The sequence below is a fragment of the Snodgrassella alvi wkB2 genome, assembly GCF_000600005.1.
In the GTDB taxonomy this organism is placed as follows: Bacteria; Pseudomonadota; Gammaproteobacteria; order Burkholderiales; family Neisseriaceae; genus Snodgrassella; species Snodgrassella alvi.
The window spans coordinates 983,124-1,008,260 of record NZ_CP007446.1 but is presented as its reverse complement, the minus strand read 5'-3'; the positions used below and the strand labels follow the sequence as shown (position 1 = coordinate 1,008,260).

Here is a 25,137-nt window from a genome sequence, read left to right as displayed (position 1 = left end):
TTTTTATGATTCAAAACCAAATCAGATAATATACTTTCACCTTTGCACAGTTTTATTAGACCGGCAGAGAAATAATCACGCCGGTCGTAAGCCTCAGACAAGCCAGCTTTCCAGCACTTTGGCCATTAGCTGCAAACGGTATTTCGGTAATGATTGCAATTCAGCCGGAACATTTCCGCTGCGCAGTTGCTGTACCAGCTGAATAATTTCTGTCTGGCTGCGATTAGCAATATTTTCCGGTAAGAATTCATTCAGCTCCAGATCCGACATTCCCATACTGTTTAGTGTAGTTTTGCTGATGTTATTTACTGCCTGGTCAGCAATATCACCTTGCGCATTTCGGTAAAATACCTGAGCAAGCGTCTGCGGATCATTGACCCCATTTTGCATAAGCGATACGGTAGCCTGAGTCTGCTTCAGCAGATTTTGCTGATATTGAGCAATTTGATTACTCAGATAATCTGCCATAGATTGCGGATTAATATCTGCCAGTTGCTGTTGCGCCGGTAATACATTTACCAAACTGCCATTCGGAACCGTTATATTTCCGGCTTGTATGGCATTTTGAGCTCCATTTAAAGCCTGACGGGCTTTATCCAGATTACTGAGATTGTTTAGATTTAATCCATTCACCAGTTGCGGATCAAGCTGTTTGAGTAATTCCTGAGCATGCTCCAGCGCACTGGCGTCCCCGCTACTACCCGACGATTCCAGTAATGATTGCAGCTGATTAATATTTTTATCAATTTTGCTAATCATTGTATTTAGCTGTTGTTCAAGCTGAGCGGCTGTTTCGGCACCGCCAGCCTCGGCCTCATTAGCTTGTGCTTCGTTTGCCTTAGCCATTGCTGCTGCCTGACTTTGTGTTAATTCAGCCTGTTTCTTTTGTTTTTCAGCTTCGGCAGCTGCTTTAAGCGCAGCCTTTTGTTCCTCCAGCAGCTGGCGAATCTGCTGTAGATTTTTTATTGTTTCATCGCCATATTTTGCTATTTCCTGAGTAATCTTATCTGCAAAATCACGTCCGTTCCATTCAGTTAGTTTTTCATGGGCTTCTTTTATTTTCTGAATTGATTGCTGCGAATTCTGATACAGATTATAAATATTTTTAATATTTTTACCGTTAAGTATAATTTTACCGGTATCAGGATTGACTGCAATCGCATCAAATCCGTTAATCAGTGCTTCATATGCTTTGCGTTCATTCTCTGTTACAAAAAATTCAGGATTATTAAGCCCTAACAAAATATAAGCCGGATTACCATAGCGGATAGACATATAAGCACTGCGAGCAAGACCGGCGATACCAATAAGATTATTCTGCAACATCAGCGGTGTAATCTGTTTATTAGACGTTGAACCACTGAATACAAGCCGGTGTGCAAAATAACTGGTAAATGGTTCGCGGTCATTCAATATTGAATGCATATATTTGGCACGCGAATCATGAATCTGTTCGTCAAACAGCGTAACTATTTTTCCGAATGTTTTGGAATACTGCTCCGGTGTTTTTTTAATTTTATCCATTAATACCGTTACATCACGCTTATCTTTGCTATTAAGTCGCTCCCAGACACTGGATAAAATTGCCAGAGTATTATCCTTACCGGATACCTTTTCCGGCTTTTTGCCAGTCTTATCTTTTGCGGCTTCCGCTTTTTTCTTACCCTTATTAATTTTATCTTTTACTCTGTCTAATATAATGCCTGTAGCTACAGCACCAATATCCAGATTTTCAAACAGCCCGTCAAAAATAGAACCAGACTTATCCTTTTTATTAGATGATACTATCGGCGGTGTTGCTCCCGTTGCTACCGGATCACCTTCAAATCCATCATCCTGAGAAGGAGGCGGAGGCGGAGCTTTTTTTTCATTTTTTGCCGGATCTCCAAAATAAAGCTTATCGCCTTCTTCATGTATATTTTTAAACTCAGCCGCCTCATCTACATTATTGAGCATATAAATACTGCCGGCAAAAGTTTTCATTAAGAATCCTAATGACAGGAAAGATTCAAAACGAAACTCATGCAGATAATCCGCTTTGAATTCTTTGGCACTTTCCAGCATATCCCAACCATCATTCACCGGATCATAATTTTTATTAATCATGCCATTTAAAAAATCATCGCGTTTTTCTGCCGGTATATCCCCCAAACCGGCCTGCTGCCATAATTTATCATCATCAGCAATTGAATCAGTTGATGCCGGCACTAAACCACCGGAGGCATTAGAAAGTTTTTCATTTGCCTCTTTGCGCCCCTGAGCAATGATTTTTTCCCGTGCGCTAACCTGTTCAGCATCTTCTTTTTCTCCGGCAGATCCTTTTTTGCGTGTAATGGACAGCCCCAGAAATGTAGCATAGCCATCTATTCCGTCTTTAACCCAGCGCAGAATCCGCCAGGCTGTAATATGATGAACCTGCTTCTGCAAACTCTTCGTGATATTGTCGAGAACAGTTGTTTCCAGCCAGGCATTAAACCGCTCTACCATTTCAGACTCTATATCAAATTCATCAATAGTTTTTTTATCCATTATTTCATAATTTTGTAACTTAAACTTAGGAGTTTTTTTCATTTGAGCTTTTAATAAAGGATGTATATCCATTACTTTTAATGGCATACCATGTTGCCAGCAACGTGCATACATATCATGCAAAGTTATCTGAGCTACTACATGTCCCATACCAAAGTTACTTTTAAACTGTGCACCAGGAGGATAGCCGCCGCCTATATCCGCATGTACACCAGGATAAGTATATTCACGAAACTCAGCGCCGCCACCACGCGGATAACCGCCGTCAATACAGATACTTTCAACGGAAAAACTTCTACGCTGTTCATGCCCGGCCACAAAGTGATAGCAGCTTTTTACAAAACGTGCAGCCGCTGCCTGTTCCAAAGACATGGTGCCATGCGCCCAGCCGAAATGACCACTAATCAAGGAAGTTAGCGGAGACATACCTACATTGGCTACCGTATCGAACAAACCAGCCATTTCTATATAGATCGGGATACCTCTAAGCTTGAGATAGATAAATTCAGGTTTAGGTTCAGTCTTCTTATCATCCTTGCGATTGGCATTGATATTGCCAGACTGATTCAGACTGGCCGTGGTATTGGCACCGTTAACCGGACCGCTGTTGTTTGAATTTTTATTCGTACCATTATTATTGTTTTGCTGATTACCCGTATTATTGCCCGGGGCTTTAGGCGGCGCTGACTGCGACCCTTGTCCCGGCTTGGCTCCGTTCTGTGTTGTATTCGGTTTAACGCCACTGCTAGCCGCTTTTTCCTCTTCTATCGCCTGCTTTTGAGCCTCTGCCTTTGCTTCCGGATATTTACGATAGTACTCGCGTAATTCTTTTCGTTGCTGGCGACGTTGTTCCATCAATTTTTCCAGCTGTTTTTTTGCATCAGCATTCTCCGGACGCTCCAGCAAGTATTCCAGCAGCCAGTTAATAAAAGTACGCCCCTCAGCCGCTCCGCGTGAAAAACCGATTACATACAGTTTAATTGCCTGTGGTAATGGCTGATTACTGTTGGCAAAAACCAGCGAGTCTATATACTCATCAAGCTGGTTTTTACGGCCAATTTTTGAATCCATGCCTTTAATCATTTTTTGCGCTGTTGTTAATAATAAAGGCTTTTCATTAAAAACTTTACATAGACCTAATGTGGCGCATAAGCGTGTCAGTGCCCAGTTAATCCGCGACTGCCCATAGCGTGCAAACATTTCACCACTGAAACCCGGATCTAAATCACCGATTTCTTCAAAGCGCGTTCCTACACCCTGAATATAATGCCGGAACCAGCCATTTTCGATCATATCCGGATCCATATTATTTTCATCTGGCGTACCACCGGCGCCCATACAGGCATGGAATAAACGGGCTACATTACTGGTACGAGGATAGGTGTACGCAGCAATCATTTTGGCTTGCGGTGCTGCTTTATCCTGTTTTTTCAGCTCCTCTTCTGAAGGTGCTTGGGCACCGCTGACTACTTTATCCGCCTTTTCATGATTATTGGTACCATCAAAGAAAAAGCTGATTTTAATGATTTTCTGGCACGGCTTGTCCTCTTTAGGACCTTTATAAAAGCAATCACCTCTATTTTCCTGAATTACCTCAATTGAAGCCGGCAGGCGCCCGCCCGGCTCAGTTGGAAAAACCTGTGGCTTATGCATAACCGGCCAGTCAAAATCAACATCTTTCAATGGTGGTAGCTCATCCAGTACCCCCTGAACTGCATCTATGCCTTTTTGAGCTATCTCACCTATACCTGTGCCAATCTCTCCTATTTTTTTACCGGCTTTATTAATTACTTTTCCGATAGCACTGGGTTTATCATTCGGGTCGTCGGTATTGACTTCGGGACGGTTTAAACCAAATATATCTTCTATCATATGCCCCAAATTAAATTGCTTATCGATACTTGAAGATTTAGAGCTGCTATTGGCTTTTGGTTTACTATCATCAGGCTGTTTTGCATTATCAGTCATAATAATCTCCCTTATTAATAAAATTATTGTGCTTTACTGCCACTTACCGGTAATTTACCTTCTGCTTCCAGTTGCTTGATATAACGCGGTAAGATTACCTGCGGAATATTTTTACGTTCCGCTTTCACTGCATCCATTCTGGCTTTGTTGCGGCGATAATCTGCCATCGATTTAACACTTGGGCGTGGCGTACACAATTTCTGGCTTTCGGCAAACAATTTCCAGTGTACCGGATTACGCCCTTCTTCTATTGTTCCATATGTGATAAATAACTGATTACATGGCAGGAAATGTACTGTGATATTAGCTACTTTTCCAAAATCATCACCGGCTGATGGTGGTGGTGGCGGTAAGGGTATTTCTGCTGAATAATATTCATCATATTGATCAATTATTCGTTTTTCTTCCTTATCAACATTTACACCCGCCTTGTTTAACATACGAGGTTTCCATCCAGGATATGGCAATATTTCCCATGTAATTTTCATAGTCATACCCGGTATCCATTTTGCCCTTAGCGCCGCTGCACCACAGGTCGAACCACCTCCATAACGTTTTTTACCAACCAAATAATCATCTATTCCCGGTGTGTCAGGGATACAACCTCCGCCAATACTACCCCCACTCATATTTTCATAATTGTATTCAATTGCTTCTACCGGTGCGGCATACATGCGGTTTTTACCTGAGGTTATGCCGACAAAAGGTTCAAAATGATTGGTACAACCCATTAATTCGATTGCTGCCAGCATCGCCAGCCATATCCATGTTTTTTTCATCTCTTCTGCCTTTCTTGTATTTATAGTTATTGCTGACTTTTTAAAATTCTATCTACTTATATCCTATTATTATCAATATGATTTAACTTTGTTTATTGTCAATAATTATTTGATTATGAATCTTTATTTAGAAGTAGTTACCGGTAATTTTCCTTCTGCTTCGAGCTGTTTGATATAACGCGGTAAAATTACCTGCGGAATATTTTCACGTTCGGCTTTCACTGCATCCATTCTGGCTTTATTACGGCGATAATCTGCCATCGATTTAACGCTCGGGCGTGGCGTACACAATTTCTGGCTTTCGGCAAACAATTTGTAGTGCATTGGTGTATTACGACCTTCTTCTATCGTCCCATAAGTAATAAATAACTGATTACAAGCAAGAAAATGTACCGTGATATTTGCTACTTTACCAAAATCATCACCGGCTGATGGCGGCGGTGGTGGTAAGGGTATTTCTGCTGAATAATATTCATCATACTGATCAATTATTCGCTCTTCACTTTTATCTACATTGACACCTGGTAATTTTAAGCCTTTAGCTTGCCATCCCGGATAAGGTAATATTTTCCAATTAATTTTCATAGTCATACCCGGTGTCCATTTTGCTCTTAATGCTGCTGCACCACAGGTAGCTCCTCCTCCATAGCGTCTTTTACCAACTTCATAATCATCAACACCTGGTGTACCCGGAATACATCCTCCTCCAATACTACCCCCGCTCATATTTTCATAATTGTATTCATAGGCTTCTACCGGTGCGGCATACATGCGATTTTTACCTGAAGTTATGCCGACAAAGGGTTCGAAATGACTGGTACAACCAGTTAATTCGATTACTGCCAGCATCGCCAGCCACATCCATGTTTTTTTCATCTCTTCTGCCTTTCTTGTATTTATATATTTATAGTTATTGCTGACTTTTTAAAATTCTATCTACCTATATCCTATTATTATCAATATGATTTAACTTTGTTTATTGTCAATATTTATTTGATTATGAATCTTTATTTAGAAGTAGTTACCGGTAATTTACCTTCTGCTTCCAGTTGCTTGATATAACGCGGTAAGATTACCTGCGGAATATTTTTACGTTCCGCTTTCACTGCATCCATTCTGGCTTTGTTACGGCGATAATCTGCCATCGATTTAACAACTGGGCGTGGCGTACACAGCTTCTGGCTTTCGGCAAACAGTTTGTAATGCATTGGTGTATTACGACCTTCTTCTATCGTCCCATAAGTAATAAATAACTGATTGCAAGCTAAAAAATGTACCGTAATATTTGCTACTTTACCAAAATCATCACCGGCTGATGGCGGTGGTGGTGGTAAGGGTATTTCAGTAGAATAATATTCATCATATTTATCTATAATATTTAGTTGGTTATGATCGAAATTCATTCCAGATGTATTTAATGCTTTTGGTCTCCAATCAGGATAAGGTATGACTTTCCAATTAATTTTCATAGTCATTCCCGGTGTCCATTTTGCTTTTAGTGCCGCTGCGCCACAGGTAGCTCCTCCTCCAAAGCGTTTTTTACCAACCTCATAAATCTCAACACCTGGTGTACCCGGAATACATCCTCCACCAATACTTCCACCATCCATATCTTCATAATTGTATCCATAAGACTCAACAGGTGCTGCATAAGTACGATTTTTACCTGAAGTTATGCCGACAAAGGGTTCGAAATGGCTGGTACAACCAGTTAATTCGATTGCTGCCAGCATCACCAGCCACATCCATGTTTTTTTCATCTCTTCTGCCTTTCTTGTATTTATATATTTATAGTTATTGCTGACTTTTTAAAATTCTATCTACCTATATCCTATTATTATAAAAATGATTTAACTTTGTTTATTGTCAATATTTATTTGATTATGAATCTTTATTTAGAAGTAGTTACCGGCAATTTGCCTTCTGCTTCTAGCTGTTTGATATAACGCGGTAAGATTACCTGCGGAATATTTTTACGTTCCGCTTTCACTGCATCCATTCTGGCTTTGTTGCGGCGATAATCTGCCATCGATTTAACACTTGGGCGTGGCGTACACAATTTCTGGCTTTCGGCAAACAGTTTGTAATGCATTGGTGTATTACGACCTTCTTCTATCGTCCCATAAGTGATAAATAACTGATTGCAAGCAAGAAAATGTACCGTAATATTTGCTACTTTACCAAAATCATCTCCGGCTGAAGGTGGTGGCGGTGGTAAGGGTATTTCTGCTGAATAATATTCATCATACTGATCAATTATTTGTACTTCTTTTTTATCTATATTTACTCCTGCAGTATTTAACATATGCGGTTTCCATCCCGGATAAGGTAAAACTTCCCATTCTATTTTCATAGTCATACCCGGTGTCCATTTTGCTCTTAGTGCTGCTGCACCACAGGTAGCTCCTCCTCCATAGCGTCTTTTACCAACTTCATAATCATCAACACCTGGTGTACCCGGAATACATCCTCCTCCGATACTACCCCCGCTCATATTTTCATAATTGTATTCATAGGCTTCAACAGGTGCTGCATAGGTACGGTTTTTACCTGAGGTTATGCCTACAAAAGGTTCGAAATGATTGGAACAACCCATTAATTCGATTGCTGCCAGCATCGCCAGCCATATCCATGTTTTTTTCATCTCTTCTGCCTTTCTTGTATTTATAGTTATTACTGACTTTTAAATTTCTATCTACCTATATCCTGTTATTAATATGAATTAATTTTGTTTATTGTTAATATTTATTTGATTATGAATCTCTATTTATGTGTCGTTACCGGCAATTTACCTTCTGCTTCCAGTTGCTTGATATAACGCGGTAAGATTACCTGCGGAATATTTTCACGTTCCGCTTTCACTGCATCCATTCTGGCTTTGTTACGGCGATAATCTGCCATCGATTTAACTACTGGGCGTGGCGTACACAATTTCTGGCTTTCGGCAAACAGTTTGTAATGCATTGGTGTATTACGACCTTCTTCTATCGTGCCATATGTAATAAATATCTGATTACAAGCTAGAAAATGTACCGTAATATTTGCTACTTTACCAAAATCATCACCGGCTGATGGCGGTGGTGGCGGTAAGGGTATTTCTGCTGAATAATATTCATCATATTGATGAATAATATTAGCTTCTGCACGATCAACATTTACTCCGGCTGTATTTAAAATTCTCGCTTGCCAGCCCGGATAAGGTAATATTTTCCAATGAATCTTCATAGTCATACCCGGTGTCCATTTTGCTCTTAATGCTGCTGCACCACAGGTAGCTCCTCCTCCATAGCGTCTTTTACCAACTTCATAATCATCAACACCTGGTGTACCCGGAATACATCCTCCTCCGATACTACCCCCGCTCATATTTTCATAATTGTATTCATAGGCTTCAACAGGTGCTGCATACATGCGGTTTTTACCTGAGGTTATGCCGACAAAAGGTTCGAAATGGCTGGTACAACCCATTAATTCGATTGCTGCCAGCATTGCCAGCCATGCCCATGTTTTTTTCATCACCCTAACCTTTTTGATATTTATAGTTATTGTTGAATTGTACAAATCTTATCTATCAATATCCTATTATTATAAAAATGAATTAACTTTGTTTTTCGTCAATATTTATTTTATTAATCTTTATTTATATGTCGTTACCGGCAATTTTTTCAAGCTGACAGATATCACGCAGTAAGATTACTTGCAGAATATTTTTACGCTGTGTTTTCAATGCATCCGTTCTGGCTTTATTGCGACGATAATCTGCTATTGATTTAATGACTGGGTGTAGCTGACACCGATACTCACGTTGCTGAAATTATATGGTTAAATGATTCTTTTGCGAGTAAGTCTATTTCAGGCGGAAATGTTGATTTAGTAATTCTATCCACCAGTTTAAAAAAATATAGGTAAATTTTAATAATAGTAAGAAGACAGGAAAAACCAAAGATTTTCTGAAAATGAAATTTAAGCTGTAGAGGCAAATGAGCAGGTTAAATTTTAGATTGATTTTTAAATTATAAAAAAGGCAGTACTGAATACCAGTACTGCCTTTTTTTTAGAAACTATTTAATAACGTCTGCTTCTGACCAGCTGTGTTTTACGCTTCAGATAGACTAAAGTACCAAATCCGCTCCAGATATGCACCAGACGGGTAAATGGAAAGATTACAAATACACTCATACCCATAAAGAGGTGTAATTTAAAAATCGGGCTGACATGCGCAATAATATCCGCTGCACCGCCTCTGAATGTCACAATATGCTGAGCCCACTGCATAAGACTAATCATTTCTGCTCCGTCCAGATGATGAGCGGAAACATGGATAGTACCCAGCCCAAGACAAAGCGTAATCAGCAACCAGATTAATACCAGTTTGTCGCGCCAGCTACTGTTGGCCAGTAAACGTGCACAGCTGAAACGCCGGTAAATAAGCATCAGTAATCCGATTAAAGCAAGGGTACCCATTATTCCGCCGGCAATCATTGCTGTCAGCTGCTTGGCTTCATGAGTGACACCAAGTGTATCCCAAACTACTACAGGCGTAAGCAAACCGACCAGATGTCCGAAAAACAGTCCGAGTACACCAATATGGAACAGGATATTGCCAACTCGCAGCAGACGCGGATAAAGCAACTGGCTTGATTCAGATTTCCATGAATACTGATTTGTATCAAAACGAATCAAACTGCCCAGAAAAAAAATACTGGCGGCAATATAAGGAAAAATGCCGAAAATAAATTGATTAAGGTAATACATGCTGTCTCCCGGCTAACTGAATTTTTTATTGCGGAAAAATTGCACTTCCTGCACAGACGGCTGATTTAATAATGGTTCGAGCCCTTCTGCTGTTGGTCCGAATTTTTCCAGAGCTTCGTCCATATTGCGTACTGGTGCAGCCTGTAATGGCTGTGGTTTAACTGGAGATAAAGCGACAACTGCATCCATAACCGGTGCATACACTGATTTACTCTGATGCAGGTTGTCAGCTATATAGCCAATCACATGTACTGCATCAGCAAGTAAATTTTTGGCTTCATCTTCGACAACATGAGACAAAAATTCTAAAAATAAAGGCAGATAATCCGGCAATTCATTATCAGCCGGTTCAAAGCCGTGTTTCTGATATTCTGCCAGTAAATCGACCATCGCCTGACCACGGATGCGATCTTCTCCATGCAGATGTTCAAACATGTGTAAAGCATGTTTGCGACTGCGATCAAAAGTAGCTACATATACTTCTTGAAGATCGATTTCATCATGCGTGCGTAAATGTTCAAAAAATGGCTGTAATACTGAAATCTGATTAGCAGATAACTGATCAGCCAGAATTGAATGCAATTCATCCGTATGGTCTAACCATTCCTGCCTTGGATAGCTTAGTAAAATGGATAAAATTTTATACATTTGTCTGTCCTATGAGGCCGACTGACGATTATTTTTCTTACGCAGTCCATGAAAAATAATCGGTGAAGCTTTGCGTGTACCAAACAGGCTTTCTTTGCTGTGGCCGTTATGGCAGCCATCTCCAAAAGAAAATCCGCAACTGGCTTTTTCCTCAAAAGTATTGCTGACCAGTTCTTTATGTGCACTTGGAATAACGAATCTGTCTTCATAATTGGCAATTGCCATTATCTGATACATTTCTTCAATTTGCGCAGCACTCAAACGATGACCGGACAATTCCTGTAATGCCTGCTCTTCAGAATAAATATTTTTGCTGCGCATGTATTTACGCATATCAATCATGGTTTGCAGCGCATTAATAATGGGTTCGGTTTTACCGGCAGTCAGCAGATTGGCCAGATATTCAATCGGAATTCGCATATCTTTTATTTCCGGAATCAGACCATTCTGACCAATAACACCGGATTCAACCGCAGACTGAATTGGTGATAACGGTGGAATATACCAAACCATCGGTAAAGTACGATATTCTGGATGCAACGGAAATGCCACTTTCCATTCAACCGCCATTTTATAAACTGGTGAATTCTGAGCCGCCTGTATCCAGTCTGCCGGAATTCCCTGAGCCAGTGCTTCTTTGGCAATTTCAGGATCATTCGGGTCAAGAAAAATATCCAGTTGCTGTTCGTATAAATCCTGAGGATTTTCTATCGCAGCACTCTCACTGATCCGGTCTGCATCATAGAGGAGTACACCGAGATAACGTATTCTGCCAACACAGGTTTCTGAACAAATTGTCGGTTGACCGCCTTCAATGCGCGGATAACAGAAAATACATTTTTCCGCTTTGCCTGCCACCCAGTTGTAGTAAATCTTTTTATAAGGACAACCAGAAACACACATACGCCAGCCACGGCATTTATCCTGATCAATCAGGACAATCCCATCTTCTTCACGCTTGTATATAGAGCCGGACGGACAACTGGCCACACAGGCTGGATTCAGGCAATGCTCACACAGACGCGGCAAATACATCATAAATGTATTTTCAAAAGCAGCGTAGATATCTTTCTGAATGCCATCAAAAAGTTTATCTTTTGAACGCTTGGCAAATTCACCGCCTAAATCATCTTCCCAGTTCGGTCCCCAGTGAATTTTATCCATTTTCTGCCCGGTTAATACCGAAACAGGCCGTGCTGTAGGCGGTGTTTGCATCAGCGGGGCATTTTGCAGATGCTCATAATCATAGGTAAACGGTTCATAATACTGGTCAATAGCCGGCATGTTAGGGTTGGCAAAGATATTGGCCAGTACTTTGAGACGATTACCCTGCTTCAGTTTCAGTTTGCCTGAATTTTCACGTATCCAGCCACCTTTATACTGTTCCTGATCCTCCCAGTTTTTCGGATAGCCGATACCGGGTTTTGTTTCTACATTATTAAACCAGGCATATTCAACCCCGTCACGACTGGTCCATACATTTTTACAGGTAACAGAACAGGTATGACAGCCAATACACTTGTCCAGATTTAACACCATTCCGATTTGTGCACGAATTTTCATGATTGTGTCCTTTTTATTCTGTCACCGGTGTTTTGGCCGGTTGATCCAGCCATTCCACTCTGTTCATTTTGCGTACTACGACAAGCTCATCACGGTTGGTACCTACCGTACCGTAATAATTAAAGCCCCATGATAATTGAGCATAACCACCAATCATATGCGTTGGCTTCATAACTACTTTAGTGACTGAGTTATGAATTCCTCCGCGTTTACCGGACAGCTCTGAACCGGGCACATTGACAATTTTTTCCTGTGCGTGATACATCAGAATCATGGTTTCAGGTACTCGCTGACTTACCACTACCCGTGCAGTCAGCGTACCATTCACATTGAATACTTCCACCCAGTCGTTATCTTCGAGACCGGCACGTTTAGCATCAATTTCAGAAACCCACACATGCGGACCACCGCGTGATAAGGTCAGCATTCGTAAATTATCTGAATAAGTACTGTGAATACCCCATTTCTGATGTGGTGTGATGAAATTCAGTACGATTTCAGGGTTGCCGTTGCTTTGATGGCCTTTCACGTTCAGCGTGGTTTTCAGGTCTACAGCCGGACGATAGGAAACCAGTCCCTCACCAAACAGCCGCATCCATTGATGATCCTGATAAAACTGCTGCCGGCCGGTTAAGGTGCGCCATGGAATCAGTTCGTGCACATTGGTATAACCAGCGTTATAGCTGACTTTTTCACTTTCCAGACCAGACCATGTGGGTGATGAAATAATCTTGCGCGGCTGTGCCTGCACATCGCGGAAACGGATAGCATCGTCTTCACGGGCAATGGCCAGATGAGTATGGTCGATACCTGTATTTTTTGATAAAGCTTCCCATGCCTTAACTGCCACATGGCCATTGGTCTCCGGAGCCAGTGTCAGAATCATTTCCGCAGCATCAATAGCTGTGTGCAGTTTCGGCTGGCCTGTGGCCACACCTTCGGACTGGGTGTTGTTAAGTTTGCGCAGTAAATCTACTTCTGCACCAGTCTGCCAGCTAATACCTTTACCACCATTACCGATTTTTTCCAGCAACGGTCCTACTGAAGTGAATTTGTCATAAATAGCACCATAATCACGTTCAACCACGGTCATTTTCGGCATGGTTTTGCCCGGTACCGGTTCACATTCACCCAGTTTCCAGTCTTTCGGGTCAAACGGCTGTGCCAGCTCTTCTGGACTGTCGTGCATCAATGGTGTTAATACCAGATCCTTACGTACTCCCAGATAATCTTTGGCAGTTTCGGAAAACGCTTTAGCCAGACCACGATAAATATCCCAGTCAGTTTTACTTTCCCAAAGCGGTTTTACTGCTTCACTAAGCGGATGGATAAACGGATGCATATCCGAAGTATTCAGATCATCTTTTTCGTACCAGGTGGCTGTAGGCAGCACAATATCTGCATACAGACAGGTAGTAGACATACGAAAATCCAGTACGGTAAGTAAATCGAGCTTACCTTCTGCTGCCGGACGCACTTGTACATCAATCGGCTTAATAGCATCAGTTTCATCACTCATCAGTGCATTTTGTGTGCCAAGCAGATACTTGAGGAAATACTCATGCCCTTTACCGGATGAACCAAGAATATTGGAACGCCAGACAAACAGATTACGCGGGAAATTCTGCGGATTATCCGGATCAGTACAAGCCATATCCAGTGCGCCCGATTTCATCTGCTCAACAGCAAATGCAATCGGATCTTTACCTTGTGCTTCTGCGTCACGGGTCACATCAAGCGGATTACGTCCCAGCTGCGGAGCAGAAGGCAGCCAGCCCATTCGTTCAGCTTTAACGTTGAAATCCAGCTGACTCATATCAGCCATCTGACCGGCATGAGTGGGCGCAATAACTTCCGACATCTTGAGTTTTTCATGCCGCCACTGGCTGGTGTGTGCATAGAAGAAAGAAGTACCATTCATCTGGCGTGAAGGCCGGTTCCAGTCGGCAGCAAAAGCCAGAGGCGCCCAGCCGGTTTGCGGACGTAATTTTTCCTGACCGACATAATGACACCAGCCGCCGCCGCTCTGACCGATACAGCCACACATCATCAGCATATTGATAATGCCACGATACGCCATGTCCATGTGATACCAGTGATTCAGACCGGCACCCACAATTACCATACTGCGACCATGTGTTTCATGTGCGTTTTGGGCAAATTCGCGTGCCACCTGAATCACCAGCTCCGGCTTCACGCCAGTATGTTTCTGCTGCCACAATGGTGTATAAGGCACATCAGCCAGATAATCATCGGTAACGCCATCACCACCAAAACCACGGTCAATACCATAATTAGCACACATCAGATCAAATACTGTTGTTACCAGTATTTTTTCGCCATCTGCATTAATTATCTGCTTAACCGGAATATTTTTAACAATGACTTCTGCTGCATCATCCCCGCCGAAGTAATCAAAAGACACACCCATGATGGCATCATGATTATCTTTAAGTGATATCAGCGCTTTGATTTCTGTACTGTCGGATTTTTGTGCCAGCAGATTCCATTTACCCTGCTCACCCCAGCGGAAGCCTATCGATCCTTTCGGTGCAACAATATCACCGGTATTTTCGTCGATAACCAGTGTTTTCCACTCAGGATGATTGCTTTCATCCAGTCCGCCTGCTATCTGGCTTGCACGCAGGAAGTAGCCCGGCAGCAGTTTACCGTTTTCCTGATTAATCACCACCAGATTAGGCATATCTGTCAGACGACGACAATAATCAATAAAATATTCTGACGGATTCTGCAGATGAAATTCTTTCAGAATCACATGCCCCATTGCCATTGCCAGTGCAGCATCTGTCCCCTGTTTTGGTGCCATCCAGATATCACTGAATTTCACCATTTCACCATAATCAGATGAAACTGCTACTGTTTTTGTACCTTTATAACGCACTTCAGTATAGAAATGCGCATCCGGAGTACGTGTCATGGGTACATTAGAGCCCCATACCATCAGATAGTTGGCGTTATACCAGTCGGCAGATTCTGCAACATCGGTTTGTTCACCCCATGTTTGCGGGCTGGAAGGTGGTAAATCACAATACCAGTCGTAAAATGACAGCGGTACACCGCCAATCAGACTCAGATAACGCGAACCGGCAGCATAGCTCACCATCGACATTGCCGGAATCGGAGAAAAGCCAATTACACGATCCGGGCCAAATTCTTTAATTGTGAATGCATTGGCAGCAGCAATAATTTCATAAGCTTCTTGCCAGTCCAGACGGACAAAACCGCCCTGACCACGCTCAGATTTATATTTTTTCGCCAATTCCGGATTCTGAGTAATACTCTGCCAAGCCTCAATTGCATTCAGAGTCTGGCGTTTTTCACGCCACATACGCAGCAGAGAAGCGCGAATCATTGGGTATTTCACCCGCTGAGCAGAGTAAACATACCAGCTATATGATGCACCGCGCGGACAGCCCCGCGGTTCATGATTGGGTAAATCGGCACGAGTACGCGGGTAATCTGTCTGTTGCATTTCCCATGTAATCAAACCGTTTTTAACAAAAACGCGCCAACTACAAGAACCGGTACAATTTACCCCGTGAGTTGAACGTACAATTTTGTCATGCTGCCAGCGCTGGCGGTAAGCATCTTCCCATTCTCTGCTCTCAGCCACCACTGCCCCATGTCCGGCAGAAAATGTTTCTTTGGTTTTACGTAAAAAATTCAGTCTGTCTAAAAAATGGCTCATGAATTTGTGCTCCATAGAGGCAAAAGCCTCAAACAGTTTCTTATTGATTTATATTTTTTCTGCACCATTATCTATGACAATGGTGCGATCACTTCAAATTAACAACTCGTAACTGATTGTTTGCGAACATAAAACCAGTAATTAACTATCAGACAGCTTACATAGAAAACAATAAAGCCCCATAAAGCCATTGATGCGCTGCCTGTCGCCTCAATCGAAGAACCAAAACTTTTCGGAATCAGAAACCCACCATAAGCACCGATTGCGCCCATAAAGCCTAATACCGTAGCTGATTCTTTAGTGGCATGAGCTTCTGAGGTTTTAACATCGCCCTGATGCAGATGACGATGAAACTGAGAGAAAATCCGCGGCACCTGCGCATAAGTTGAACCGTTACCAATACCGCTAAAAGCAAACAGCAACATAAAACTACAGAAAAAACCAACAAAACTGCCTTCATTGCCACCAATAGGCTGAAATACCAGAACACCAATGACCCCGACAATCATCATGGCATAGCTGATTTCGGTAAGTTTTGCCGCAGACATCTTGTCAGACAGCCAACCACCCACGACACGCAGTACTGCACCAACAAACGGACCTAAAAAGGCAAACTTAACTGCATCCAGATGCGGAAAAGAATGGCTGATTAATAACGGGAAAGCAGCCGAAAAACCGATGAACGAACCAAACGTGCCCACATAAAGCCAGCATAAAATCCAGTTGTGCAACCGCTTGAAAATGACAAACTGTTCCTTTAGTGAGGAATGCATGCTGCCAATATCATTCATCCCAAACCATGCAGCCAGCGTACTGAGCACAATAAACGGTACCCAGATAAAACCAGCATTCTGCAACCAAACCTGTGCAGAACCCTGTGGCGTAGAAATTGTCTGAGACTCACCGCCCATTGCACCAAACAGGCAGCTAGTAATCGCCAGTGGCACAGCAATCTGTACTGCGGATACGCCCAGATTGCCCAAACCGGCATTAATCCCCATCGCCTGACCTTTTTCCGATTTCGGGAAAAACAGACTGATATTGGACATAGATGAACTGAAATTTGCTCCGCCAAAACCACATAAAAGTGCCAGAATGAACATCGTTGTATAAGAAGTATTCGGATTCTGTACTGCAAAGCCCAAACCCAGCGCAGGAATCAGCAAACTGGCTGTAGAAATTGTCGTCCATTTGCGGCCACCAAAAATCGGAATCACAAATGAATAGAAAATTCGTAAAGTAGCACCTGATAATGCCGGCAAGGCCGCCAGCCAGAACAGTTCATTGCTGCTGAACTTAAATCCAACCAGTGGCAGTTTTACTACCGTCACACTCCATACCTGCCAGATGGCAAACGCCAGTAACAATGCAGGAACAGAAATCCATAAATTTCTGCGTGCTATTGCACGACCACCTGACTGCCAGAATTGTTGGTCTTCCGGCCGCCAATCTTTTAAAACTTTACCCATATCAAACTCACTTTATTGGTGCTTAGGGTTTTTCAGAGAAAAATGCATCCAGATTAAACTGATACATACCGTGCCAAACATCAGCATGAAAGAGGTAGAACGTACACCTGTCCAGTCTACTAACCAACCAAACATAATCGGCAACAGAAAACCGCCCAGTCCCCCGGCCAGACCCACTACACCAGACACAGTACCCATATCATCCGGGAACTCATCAGAAATAAACTTGAATACCGAAGCTTTACCGATTGCCATAGCCACACCGACCACAAACAGCAGCACAGTAAATATCGTTGCATTTAAACCAATATGCATATCCAGATGACCACTTACTGTACGAATAGACATTTGTGTTTGCGGATAAGACAACAGAAAGAATGCTAATGCGCAAATCCACATTACAGCCCAGGTAACTTTATAAGCACCGTATTTATCAGACAGCCAGCCACCAAACGCACGCAGTACACCCCCCGGCAGAGAGAAGCATGCAGCCAGCAACCCGGCCTGTTCTAAGCCGAAGTTATATTCCTTAACATAGTAATTCACCATCCACAGCGAAATGCCCACATAGCCGCCAAACACTACCGAATACAGCTGACTGTATTTCAGCACTTGCGGATTTTTCATTAATAACAACTGAGCTTTCAGACTTGGCTGTTTAGCAGAAGCTGCTTTAGGCTCCGGATAACTGAAAAACCAGAACAGTACTGTAATAACCAGCAAAATTACGGTATATAAGCGGGGTACAGACTGCCAGCCATATGCTACAACCAATGCAGGAGCCAAAAACTTATTTACGGCAGAACCAGCATTACCGGCTCCAAAAATACCCATTGCCAAACCCTGACGTTCCTTGCGAAACCATTTGGCCACATAAGGAGTACCAACAGAAAATGAGCCGCCTACTAATCCCAGCCACAGCGCAATCCAGAGAAACTGACTATATGTGTGTGCATATTGAAGCAGCCAGACTGCCGGAACGCATGACAGCATCAGCAGAAAAAATACAATACGGCCGCCAAAACGGTCAGTCCAGATACCTAAAGGCACCCGGATAAGTGATCCGGACAGTACAGGCATCGCAGCCAGCAAACCAAATTCAGCTTCACTAAGTTGTAATTGTTCTTTGATAGGTATTCCCAAAACGGCAAATATCATCCAGATCATAAAACAGACAATAAATGCAATCGTGCTGGAAGTAAGCACTGTTACCGATTTTCTAACACCAGAATCCATTCTGTACCCCCATTAATAATTCTCTTTAGTGTACGTAATCACCTTTTCCTATCCAATTAGTCATCCGAAGCAAAATCATTAACCAGAAAGCACAACGCCAAATAAGCAAAAAGGCCTATTGACAAACTCAATAGGCCTTTATCAAATTCTGATATTCAGTAGTTATTACCCGATACTCAACTCACTTGTTTATTTATCCAGACCATGCTCAATGGCATAAACAGCAGCCTGTACCCTGCTGGCTACATTTAATTTGCGTAAAATATTCTGAACATGCACTTTTATAGTGCTTTCAGTTACATCCAGATTACGCGCAATCACCTTATTACTATTCCCACGTGCCAGCCAGCGCAAAATTTCCCGTTCGCGCGGTGTCAGTGGTTCAGTAATTTTTTCGTCAGCCTGTTCCTGCCTGCGCAACCTTGTTACCAGCTTACTTGTCATTTCAGGCGATAACACACTATCTCCGCTAATCGCTTTTTCAATACTATCCAGCAAAAATTCTGTATCAATATTTTTTAACAGATATCCGCGGGCGCCCAGCCGCATACATTCGAGTAAATCACTACCATCTTCAGAGACTGTCAGCATCAGCACCACCTGCTGCGGATTATGATTTATCATCTGCGGTAGTGCTTCAAGTCCTCTCATTACCGGCATATCCAGATCCAGAAGTACAGCATCCGGCTGGAGCTGTTGCTGCATTTTTACCCCTTCAAGACCGTCTGTGGCCTCACCCACCACCTCAAAACGCTCACAACTATCAATCAGTGCACGCAAACCACGCCGAAACAAAGTGTGATCATCAACAATCAGAATCCGGTACTTGTTTTCATTAAGCATTATTAAATTCCCAAAATTATTCCTGCGCATGAATATACTGACGCGGCACCATCAACTCTACACATACCCCGTTATTTTCACGTGCAAATATTTTTAATTCTCCATTAATCTTGCCGGCTCGTTCTTTCATAATATGTACACCCACATGTCCGTGCAGCCCCTTCTGAATTAGCGTATCCTCGGCAAAACCTATTCCGTTATCTTCAATACAGAGATTCAGGCGATCAGCCAGATATACCAGCCTCACTCGCACAGCATCGGCATGCGCATGTTTACGTACATTTGATAATGCTTCCTGCACAATGAACACTACCTGCAATTGTACATCCGACTCTACCTCATACACATCGCCTTCTACCGACCAATCCGCAACAATATCTGTTTGTTGTTCAAATCTTTTCATCACTTCCTGCAACGAACTGATTAGCCCTTCTGAAACCAGACGTATCCGGAAATTTGACAATAATTCGCGTACATCATCATAGCATTGCTGGATACCCTCATGAATAAAATCCAGAGTCTGTTTAGCCTGCTCTTGTTTATGCTCTGCAAGAGATTTTTCCAGTACTTGTATCTGCATATTCATAAATGAAAGCGACTGCGCGATACTGTCATGCAATCCTTGCGCCATCAGGTTACGCTCTTCCAATATCGCCATCTGCTTATCCAGTTCATTCAAGCGCATACTTTCAATCGCTATCCCGAACTGACTGCAAACAGTTGAAATTAGACGTTGATTTTCTTCACTCAGCGCAAACGGCTTCAGTGCAAACAAGTGCAGCATACCGATTTCATCATCTACTGATTTCACTGCAAATGTCAGACAAAACGGCAGAACCTGCTGCATCTGACAGCAATGATTATTTTCCTCATGAATGACCAGCGATTGATTATTGTAATTAACCACAGACTGATGCAACCGCACACAGCGCCCGCCATCACAGCGATAATCACGGAACATATCTACCTGCTCCTCTGTCAGCCCGTCCGAACCGGCTACTTCAAGCATCTGTGAATGGCGATTTTTTAACTGCACCACACAGGCATCCGCACCACTGAATGCCTTCATTTTATGCATAAATATTTGTACCAGCACCGTCAGATCATGCTGTTCCTGAAACAATGAGGTCATAGCATATAATACCGCTAGCTCACGATTACGCTTAACCACTGCCTGCGTTTGCTCAGCGACCCGGTTTTCCAGCGTGTCATATACTTCATACAATTTGGCGGCCATCAGATTAAAACCCTGTGCTACCTGCCCGAACTCATTGGCCGTACCCACTTTCAGGCGTGTATCAAAATAACCCTTACCAATCTGACTGATGCCCTGATTCAGACGTAATAGCGGCGAAATGACCAAATGATGCAGTAACAGCAAAGACACAATCGCAGATAGTACAGCCATCATTAATACTAGCGCCTGTAGCCAGCGCAACAGCCTAATATTGTGCGTATTATCTTGCTCAATAAGCAAAACCAGCCGGTCAATTACCGCTGTGAATTCTCTGGCCTGAGCAAGGAAAGCTTCTCCGCTTAGTCTGCCCTGTAAATAAGCTTCACGGTCAGCAAGAAAATCCTGCAACTGCTCCTCAATTTCCTGAACTTGGGTTAATAACTGTTTATGGCGCTGGCCGTTCATAACCCCGGTATCATGCAATTCGTATAAATGACCAAGTATTTCCTTAAATTGACGCTTTTCATCCGCAAACTGCTGCTCTGCACCCGGTGTTTTCGTGACCAGTACCATATAAAACACCCGCTTGCGCAGACTGCCGGCTTCATTGATTGCCATTCCCAGCTCTTCCAGCCGCCATGAGGTATTCAACGACAACCCTACCAGACTGGTAGCCAGAAACAGCCACACAGCAATCAGCACAACCAGGACTTTTGATAACTTCTGTCCGCGTAAAAACGACCGATCAAACTTTTGCCACAGATTTTTCATAACACCCCAATCAGAAAACTGGCAGCACTATAACGCAAAAGTCGAAATACAGATTTGATATTCATTTTAAAATTGATATCTTTGCCAATAAAATATATAATATATTTACTATTTTTTAATATATTTAATAATTGAAATAATAAAATAACTTATTTTAATATATTTTAGATTTGTATTAACTATAAAAAGGAGTGGATTGCTATGACTTGGACTTATGCACAAAGTACTGGTATCTTGAAACATAATGGTGTGTTTATTATTTCTGGGTATGCAGGTTTTGGTAAAGGGAAATTTAACCCTTCAATGCAATGTGTGAGTAATGTTGGTCCTCTACCCAGAGGTAAATATATTATGAAAGAGCTTATCTTGAAACATCGAAGCTGTGGTGAATATGTAATCAGGTTAGCACCTGATCCAGGTAATAATATGTGTGGTAGATCCGGTTTTTTAATTCATGGTGATAGTAAAAAGCATCCCGGTTCTGCTTCTCATGGTTGTATAATTCTAAATACAAAGTATCGAAAAGATATGTGGAACAGCGGTGATAAAATTCTAGAAGTAATAGCATAATAGATAAAATCTAAGGATGAAGAAAAGTGAGAAAACTTTTACTAGTACCACTATTAGCAGTCTTACCTATATTAAGCTTTGCTAAAGGGCCTGATTGTGATTCCTGGCCAATGAATATAAGTGAGGGCTGGTTAAAAAATGCTGGTATAGTTGATATCATAAATTTAGATGAATCTAAAACTAAGTCAACATTATTGGCATCTGAGAAAAAAGCAAAAGGCTTATATACCCAGATTTATCACTTTATTTTTTATGATACAACAGGGAATACTTATGAAATCATTACTAATAGTGATGCTTCTTATGAAGAATGTTCAATGAGTGGTGTTGATATCTATTTAATATCAAAAAGTCATATAAACAAGTAAATAAATGAGATGTTATCATTAGCTACATATCTTTTAAGGAAAATCATATATTTAAAAATAGATATATGATTTTCTTCATAAATTTTTAAATAAATTAGATATTTTTAAACTAAAACTTAAATGAAATATATCAGTAAGATGTAATGTATAATTCTAGATAAAAAGTATCGAAAAGATATGTGGAACAGCGGTGATAAAATTCTAGAAGTAATAGCATTATAGATAAAATCTAAGGATGAAGAAAAGTGAAAAAATTTTTACTAGTAACACTATTCGCAGTCTTGCCTATATTAAGCTTTGCTAAAGGGCCTGATTGCCATTCCTGGCCAATGAAAATGAGTGAAGTCTGGTTACAAAATGCTGGTATAGTTGCTATCGAAAATTTAAATGAACCCAAAACTAAGATAACATTATTAGCATCTGAGAAAAAAGCAAAAGGCTTATATACCCAAATTTATCACTTTATTTTTTATGATTCAATAGGAAATAGTTATGAAACCATTACTAATAATGATGCTTCTTATGAAGAATGTTCAATGAGTGGTGTTGATGTCTATTTAATACCAAGAAGTGTTTCATACAAGTAAATAAATGAGATATTATCATTAGTTATATATCTTTTAAGGAAAATCATATATTTAAAATAGATATATGATTTTCATCATAAATTTTTAAAATAAATTAGATGTTTTTTAAAATAAAACTTAAATCATATCATTTATTCAGCTCTGAAATAGTGAAATTTTGATTACAGTAATTTATAGTCTTAGTATCAAATAAATATATAATTAAGATGTAATATTTATTACATTTTGCCATCTTAAAGATTATCTTGAAACATCCACATTGTGTTACATTTGTAATCAGGTTAGAACCTGATCCAGGTAATAATATGTGTGGTAGATCCGGTTTTTTAATTCATGGTGATAGTAAAACGCATCCCGGTTCTGCTTCTCAAGGTTGTATAATTCTACCTATAAAGTATCGAAAAGATATGTGGAACAGCGGTGATAAAATTCTAGAAGTAATAGCATAATAGATAAAATCTAAGGATAAAAAAAGTGAAAAAATTTTTACTAATAACACTATTAGCAGTCTTACCTATATTAAGCTTTGCTAAAGGGCCTGATTGCTATTCCTGGCCAATGAATATAAGTGAAGGCTGGTTAAAAAAAGTTGGTATAGTTGATAACATAAATTTAGATGAATCTAAAACTAAGATAACATTATTAGCATCTGAGAAAAAAGCAAAAGGCTTATATACCCAGATTTATCACTTTATTTTTTATGATACAACAGGAAATACTTATGAAACCATTACTAAAAATGATGCTTCTTATGAAGAATGTTCAATGAGTGATGTTGATGTATATTTAATATCAAAATTAATATCAAATATTTATAAACAAGAAAATGAATGAGATATTATCATTAGTTACATTATTTTTTAATTAAAATCATATAGTTAAAAATAAATTAAATATTTTTTAAACTAAAACTTAAATGAAAATATAAGAAAAATGTAATATTTATTACATCCTGCCAATCTTGTTGTTATCTTCTTATAATTCAAAATGAAAATTTATAGTTGACATTTTTTACAATAGCAATAAATTTTTCAATTAGTGGTTTATTTTTATCATCATAATATATATAACCCTCTGACTAAATAAAGACAAAACTAAACTTTTAGTTTTGTCTTTATTATTTTCCAGAGGGAATGTCTGCAAAATACTAGAATAATCTTTGCTCAAAACGGTTTGGCTTACCCGGCAACAGCATCAGTATGATAAACCAAATTTGCCCGATGACCGGTATAAGAGTAATCAGAATCCACCAGGCAGAACGGTTTGTATCATGCAGCCGTCTGAACTGAAGTGACAAAGTCGCTATCCACACAGCAAAGCAGACTACCAGAAAGACAAAATCAATCGTCCAGTCGCCCCATGTATAGATATCATTAATCGGATGTCCGAGCATTTTTTCAACTGCATACGTCAAAATTATTCCAAGAACATAGTTAATCACAATCGGCCACCAATAATCAGCACGATTAGAAGTCCCTGAAAAATTTAGAATGTTATGCCAGAACCGTTTGTAAGATTCAATCATAAATTCATCTCCAGATAATTAATATATTTACATTTATATAAATTTTAAAATTAGGATTTATATTTCAAACATTGCCAAATTATCTTAAGACTTATCTATAAACGATTCAAACAACTTAACTTTAAAAACAATTACTTACAATATTTATTTATTGATAAAAATTGATATATATTTTTTTTATAATTTATCAATTATGAGAATTTATATACTTTAATTAATATATTTGTATATTTATTTGCGTTTTTATACGTACAAATCAAAATTAATTAATTGTTTGACATTATTTAAGCATAGACCGCGTTTCAGCGTAGCAGACAATTCTTAATAAATATGACATTTTATTAAAAAAAGGCTGTAAAATGTATAAATTAAACAACATTATTACAATCAATTCATTTTAATCATACAAATAAATACAAAGAATTAACTCAAATACTTAATTGGTTTAATATTCAGACTGAAAAATTTAGTTTAAATCTTCTATTTATCGTTTATTTTATAAATATCTACATATCAGTAATTGAAAAAATTCGATACTATAAATTGATACTAAACATACTTTACTACTAAATATTATTTTATTAAATTTTTCATCAGATGCTGAATACTGATATTAACTATTATGCAGCAATACTGTTTT

General features: G+C 40.3%; 19 protein-coding genes. 4 read left to right on the top strand and 15 right to left on the bottom strand.

Going from position 1 to position 25,137, the window contains the following annotated elements:
• Positions 1-93: 93 nt before the first annotated feature.
• The 14 genes from SALWKB2_RS04585 to SALWKB2_RS11605 all read right to left on the bottom strand — a co-directional run bounded on the left by SALWKB2_RS04585 (position 94) and on the right by SALWKB2_RS11605 (position 21,447).
• Positions 94-4,497, bottom strand: coding sequence for a T6SS phospholipase effector Tle1-like catalytic domain-containing protein (locus SALWKB2_RS04585; protein WP_025330506.1), 4,404 nt, complete (start codon positions 4,495-4,497; stop codon positions 94-96).
• 23 nt (positions 4,498-4,520) lie between these two features.
• Positions 4,521-5,276: a DUF3304 domain-containing protein gene (locus tag SALWKB2_RS04580; RefSeq protein WP_025330505.1), complete on the bottom strand. Its 756-nt coding sequence runs from the start codon at positions 5,274-5,276 to the stop codon at positions 4,521-4,523.
• A gap of 123 nt (positions 5,277-5,399) precedes the next feature.
• Positions 5,400-6,152, bottom strand: a complete 753-nt coding sequence (locus tag SALWKB2_RS04575) for a DUF3304 domain-containing protein (RefSeq protein ID WP_025330504.1) — start codon at positions 6,150-6,152, stop codon at positions 5,400-5,402.
• Positions 6,153-6,283: 131 nt separating this feature from the next.
• A complete protein-coding gene (locus SALWKB2_RS04570) occupies positions 6,284-7,036 on the bottom strand; it encodes a DUF3304 domain-containing protein (RefSeq protein ID WP_025330503.1) in 753 nt (250 codons plus the stop codon).
• A 131-nt stretch (positions 7,037-7,167) separates the two neighbouring features.
• A complete protein-coding gene (locus SALWKB2_RS04565; RefSeq protein ID WP_025330502.1) occupies positions 7,168-7,920 on the bottom strand; it encodes a DUF3304 domain-containing protein in 753 nt (250 codons plus the stop codon).
• 119 nt (positions 7,921-8,039) lie between these two features.
• Positions 8,040-8,792, bottom strand: a complete 753-nt coding sequence (locus SALWKB2_RS04560; RefSeq protein WP_025330501.1) for a DUF3304 domain-containing protein — start codon at positions 8,790-8,792, stop codon at positions 8,040-8,042.
• Between the two features lie 549 nt (positions 8,793-9,341).
• Positions 9,342-10,031 carry a respiratory nitrate reductase subunit gamma gene (narI, locus tag SALWKB2_RS04555; protein WP_025330500.1) on the bottom strand — a complete coding sequence of 230 codons (690 nt, stop codon included), beginning with the start codon at positions 10,029-10,031 and terminating at the stop codon, positions 9,342-9,344.
• A gap of 12 nt (positions 10,032-10,043) precedes the next feature.
• Complete coding sequence (narJ, locus tag SALWKB2_RS04550) at positions 10,044-10,679, bottom strand: nitrate reductase molybdenum cofactor assembly chaperone (protein ID WP_025330499.1); 636 nt, start codon at positions 10,677-10,679, stop codon at positions 10,044-10,046.
• Between the two features lie 9 nt (positions 10,680-10,688).
• Positions 10,689-12,242, bottom strand: coding sequence for a nitrate reductase subunit beta (narH, locus tag SALWKB2_RS04545; RefSeq protein WP_025330498.1), 1,554 nt, complete (start codon positions 12,240-12,242; stop codon positions 10,689-10,691).
• A 13-nt stretch (positions 12,243-12,255) separates the two neighbouring features.
• A complete protein-coding gene (locus SALWKB2_RS04540) occupies positions 12,256-15,951 on the bottom strand; it encodes a nitrate reductase subunit alpha (protein ID WP_025330497.1) in 3,696 nt (1,231 codons plus the stop codon).
• A gap of 98 nt (positions 15,952-16,049) precedes the next feature.
• Positions 16,050-17,420 carry a NarK family nitrate/nitrite MFS transporter gene (locus tag SALWKB2_RS04535; protein WP_025330496.1) on the bottom strand — a complete coding sequence of 457 codons (1,371 nt, stop codon included), beginning with the start codon at positions 17,418-17,420 and terminating at the stop codon, positions 16,050-16,052.
• Between the two features lie 12 nt (positions 17,421-17,432).
• Complete coding sequence (locus SALWKB2_RS04530; RefSeq protein WP_025330495.1) at positions 17,433-18,656, bottom strand: MFS transporter; 1,224 nt, start codon at positions 18,654-18,656, stop codon at positions 17,433-17,435.
• A gap of 189 nt (positions 18,657-18,845) precedes the next feature.
• Complete coding sequence (locus SALWKB2_RS04525; RefSeq protein WP_025330494.1) at positions 18,846-19,499, bottom strand: response regulator; 654 nt, start codon at positions 19,497-19,499, stop codon at positions 18,846-18,848.
• A gap of 16 nt (positions 19,500-19,515) precedes the next feature.
• Complete coding sequence (locus SALWKB2_RS11605; protein WP_025330493.1) at positions 19,516-21,447, bottom strand: histidine kinase; 1,932 nt, start codon at positions 21,445-21,447, stop codon at positions 19,516-19,518.
• Positions 21,448-21,648: 201 nt separating this feature from the next.
• On the opposite strand from SALWKB2_RS11605, the gene SALWKB2_RS04515 reads away from it, so the two are divergent.
• From SALWKB2_RS04515 to SALWKB2_RS04500, 4 genes are all read left to right on the top strand, one after another.
• Positions 21,649-22,017: a tlde1 domain-containing protein gene (locus tag SALWKB2_RS04515; protein WP_025330492.1), complete on the top strand. Its 369-nt coding sequence runs from the start codon at positions 21,649-21,651 to the stop codon at positions 22,015-22,017.
• A 26-nt stretch (positions 22,018-22,043) separates the two neighbouring features.
• Positions 22,044-22,385: a hypothetical protein gene (locus SALWKB2_RS04510; protein ID WP_025330491.1), complete on the top strand. Its 342-nt coding sequence runs from the start codon at positions 22,044-22,046 to the stop codon at positions 22,383-22,385.
• A gap of 245 nt (positions 22,386-22,630) precedes the next feature.
• The gene (locus tag SALWKB2_RS04505; protein ID WP_025330490.1) at positions 22,631-22,972 is read left to right on the top strand and encodes a hypothetical protein; all 342 of its coding nucleotides are present in this window, start codon (positions 22,631-22,633) and stop codon (positions 22,970-22,972) included.
• Positions 22,973-23,446: 474 nt separating this feature from the next.
• Complete coding sequence (locus tag SALWKB2_RS04500; RefSeq protein ID WP_025330488.1) at positions 23,447-23,806, top strand: hypothetical protein; 360 nt, start codon at positions 23,447-23,449, stop codon at positions 23,804-23,806.
• A 313-nt stretch (positions 23,807-24,119) separates the two neighbouring features.
• On the opposite strand, the gene SALWKB2_RS04495 is transcribed toward SALWKB2_RS04500, so the two are convergent.
• Positions 24,120-24,497: a DUF805 domain-containing protein gene (locus SALWKB2_RS04495; protein WP_025330487.1), complete on the bottom strand. Its 378-nt coding sequence runs from the start codon at positions 24,495-24,497 to the stop codon at positions 24,120-24,122.
• Between the last annotated feature and the right edge of the window lie 640 nt (positions 24,498-25,137).

Bases quoted from the DNA above. Each gene is read 5' to 3' on its own strand.
- SALWKB2_RS04585 (WP_025330506.1), bottom strand. From the start codon at position 4,497: ATGACTGATAATGCAAAACAGCCTGATGATAGTAAACCAAAAGCCAAT.
- SALWKB2_RS04580 (WP_025330505.1), bottom strand. From the start codon at position 5,276: ATGAAAAAAACATGGATATGGCTGGCGATGCTGGCAGCAATCGAATTA.
- SALWKB2_RS04575 (WP_025330504.1), bottom strand. From the start codon at position 6,152: ATGAAAAAAACATGGATGTGGCTGGCGATGCTGGCAGTAATCGAATTA.
- SALWKB2_RS04570 (WP_025330503.1), bottom strand. From the start codon at position 7,036: ATGAAAAAAACATGGATGTGGCTGGTGATGCTGGCAGCAATCGAATTA.
- SALWKB2_RS04565 (WP_025330502.1), bottom strand. From the start codon at position 7,920: ATGAAAAAAACATGGATATGGCTGGCGATGCTGGCAGCAATCGAATTA.
- SALWKB2_RS04560 (WP_025330501.1), bottom strand. From the start codon at position 8,792: ATGAAAAAAACATGGGCATGGCTGGCAATGCTGGCAGCAATCGAATTA.
- narI (WP_025330500.1), bottom strand. From the start codon at position 10,031: ATGTATTACCTTAATCAATTTATTTTCGGCATTTTTCCTTATATTGCC.
- narJ (WP_025330499.1), bottom strand. From the start codon at position 10,679: ATGTATAAAATTTTATCCATTTTACTAAGCTATCCAAGGCAGGAATGG.
- narH (WP_025330498.1), bottom strand. From the start codon at position 12,242: ATGAAAATTCGTGCACAAATCGGAATGGTGTTAAATCTGGACAAGTGT.
- SALWKB2_RS04540 (WP_025330497.1), bottom strand. From the start codon at position 15,951: ATGAGCCATTTTTTAGACAGACTGAATTTTTTACGTAAAACCAAAGAA.
- SALWKB2_RS04535 (WP_025330496.1), bottom strand. From the start codon at position 17,420: ATGGGTAAAGTTTTAAAAGATTGGCGGCCGGAAGACCAACAATTCTGG.
- SALWKB2_RS04530 (WP_025330495.1), bottom strand. From the start codon at position 18,656: ATGGATTCTGGTGTTAGAAAATCGGTAACAGTGCTTACTTCCAGCACG.
- SALWKB2_RS04525 (WP_025330494.1), bottom strand. From the start codon at position 19,499: ATGCTTAATGAAAACAAGTACCGGATTCTGATTGTTGATGATCACACT.
- SALWKB2_RS11605 (WP_025330493.1), bottom strand. From the start codon at position 21,447: ATGAAAAATCTGTGGCAAAAGTTTGATCGGTCGTTTTTACGCGGACAG.
- SALWKB2_RS04515 (WP_025330492.1), top strand. From the start codon at position 21,649: ATGACTTGGACTTATGCACAAAGTACTGGTATCTTGAAACATAATGGT.
- SALWKB2_RS04495 (WP_025330487.1), bottom strand. From the start codon at position 24,497: ATGATTGAATCTTACAAACGGTTCTGGCATAACATTCTAAATTTTTCA.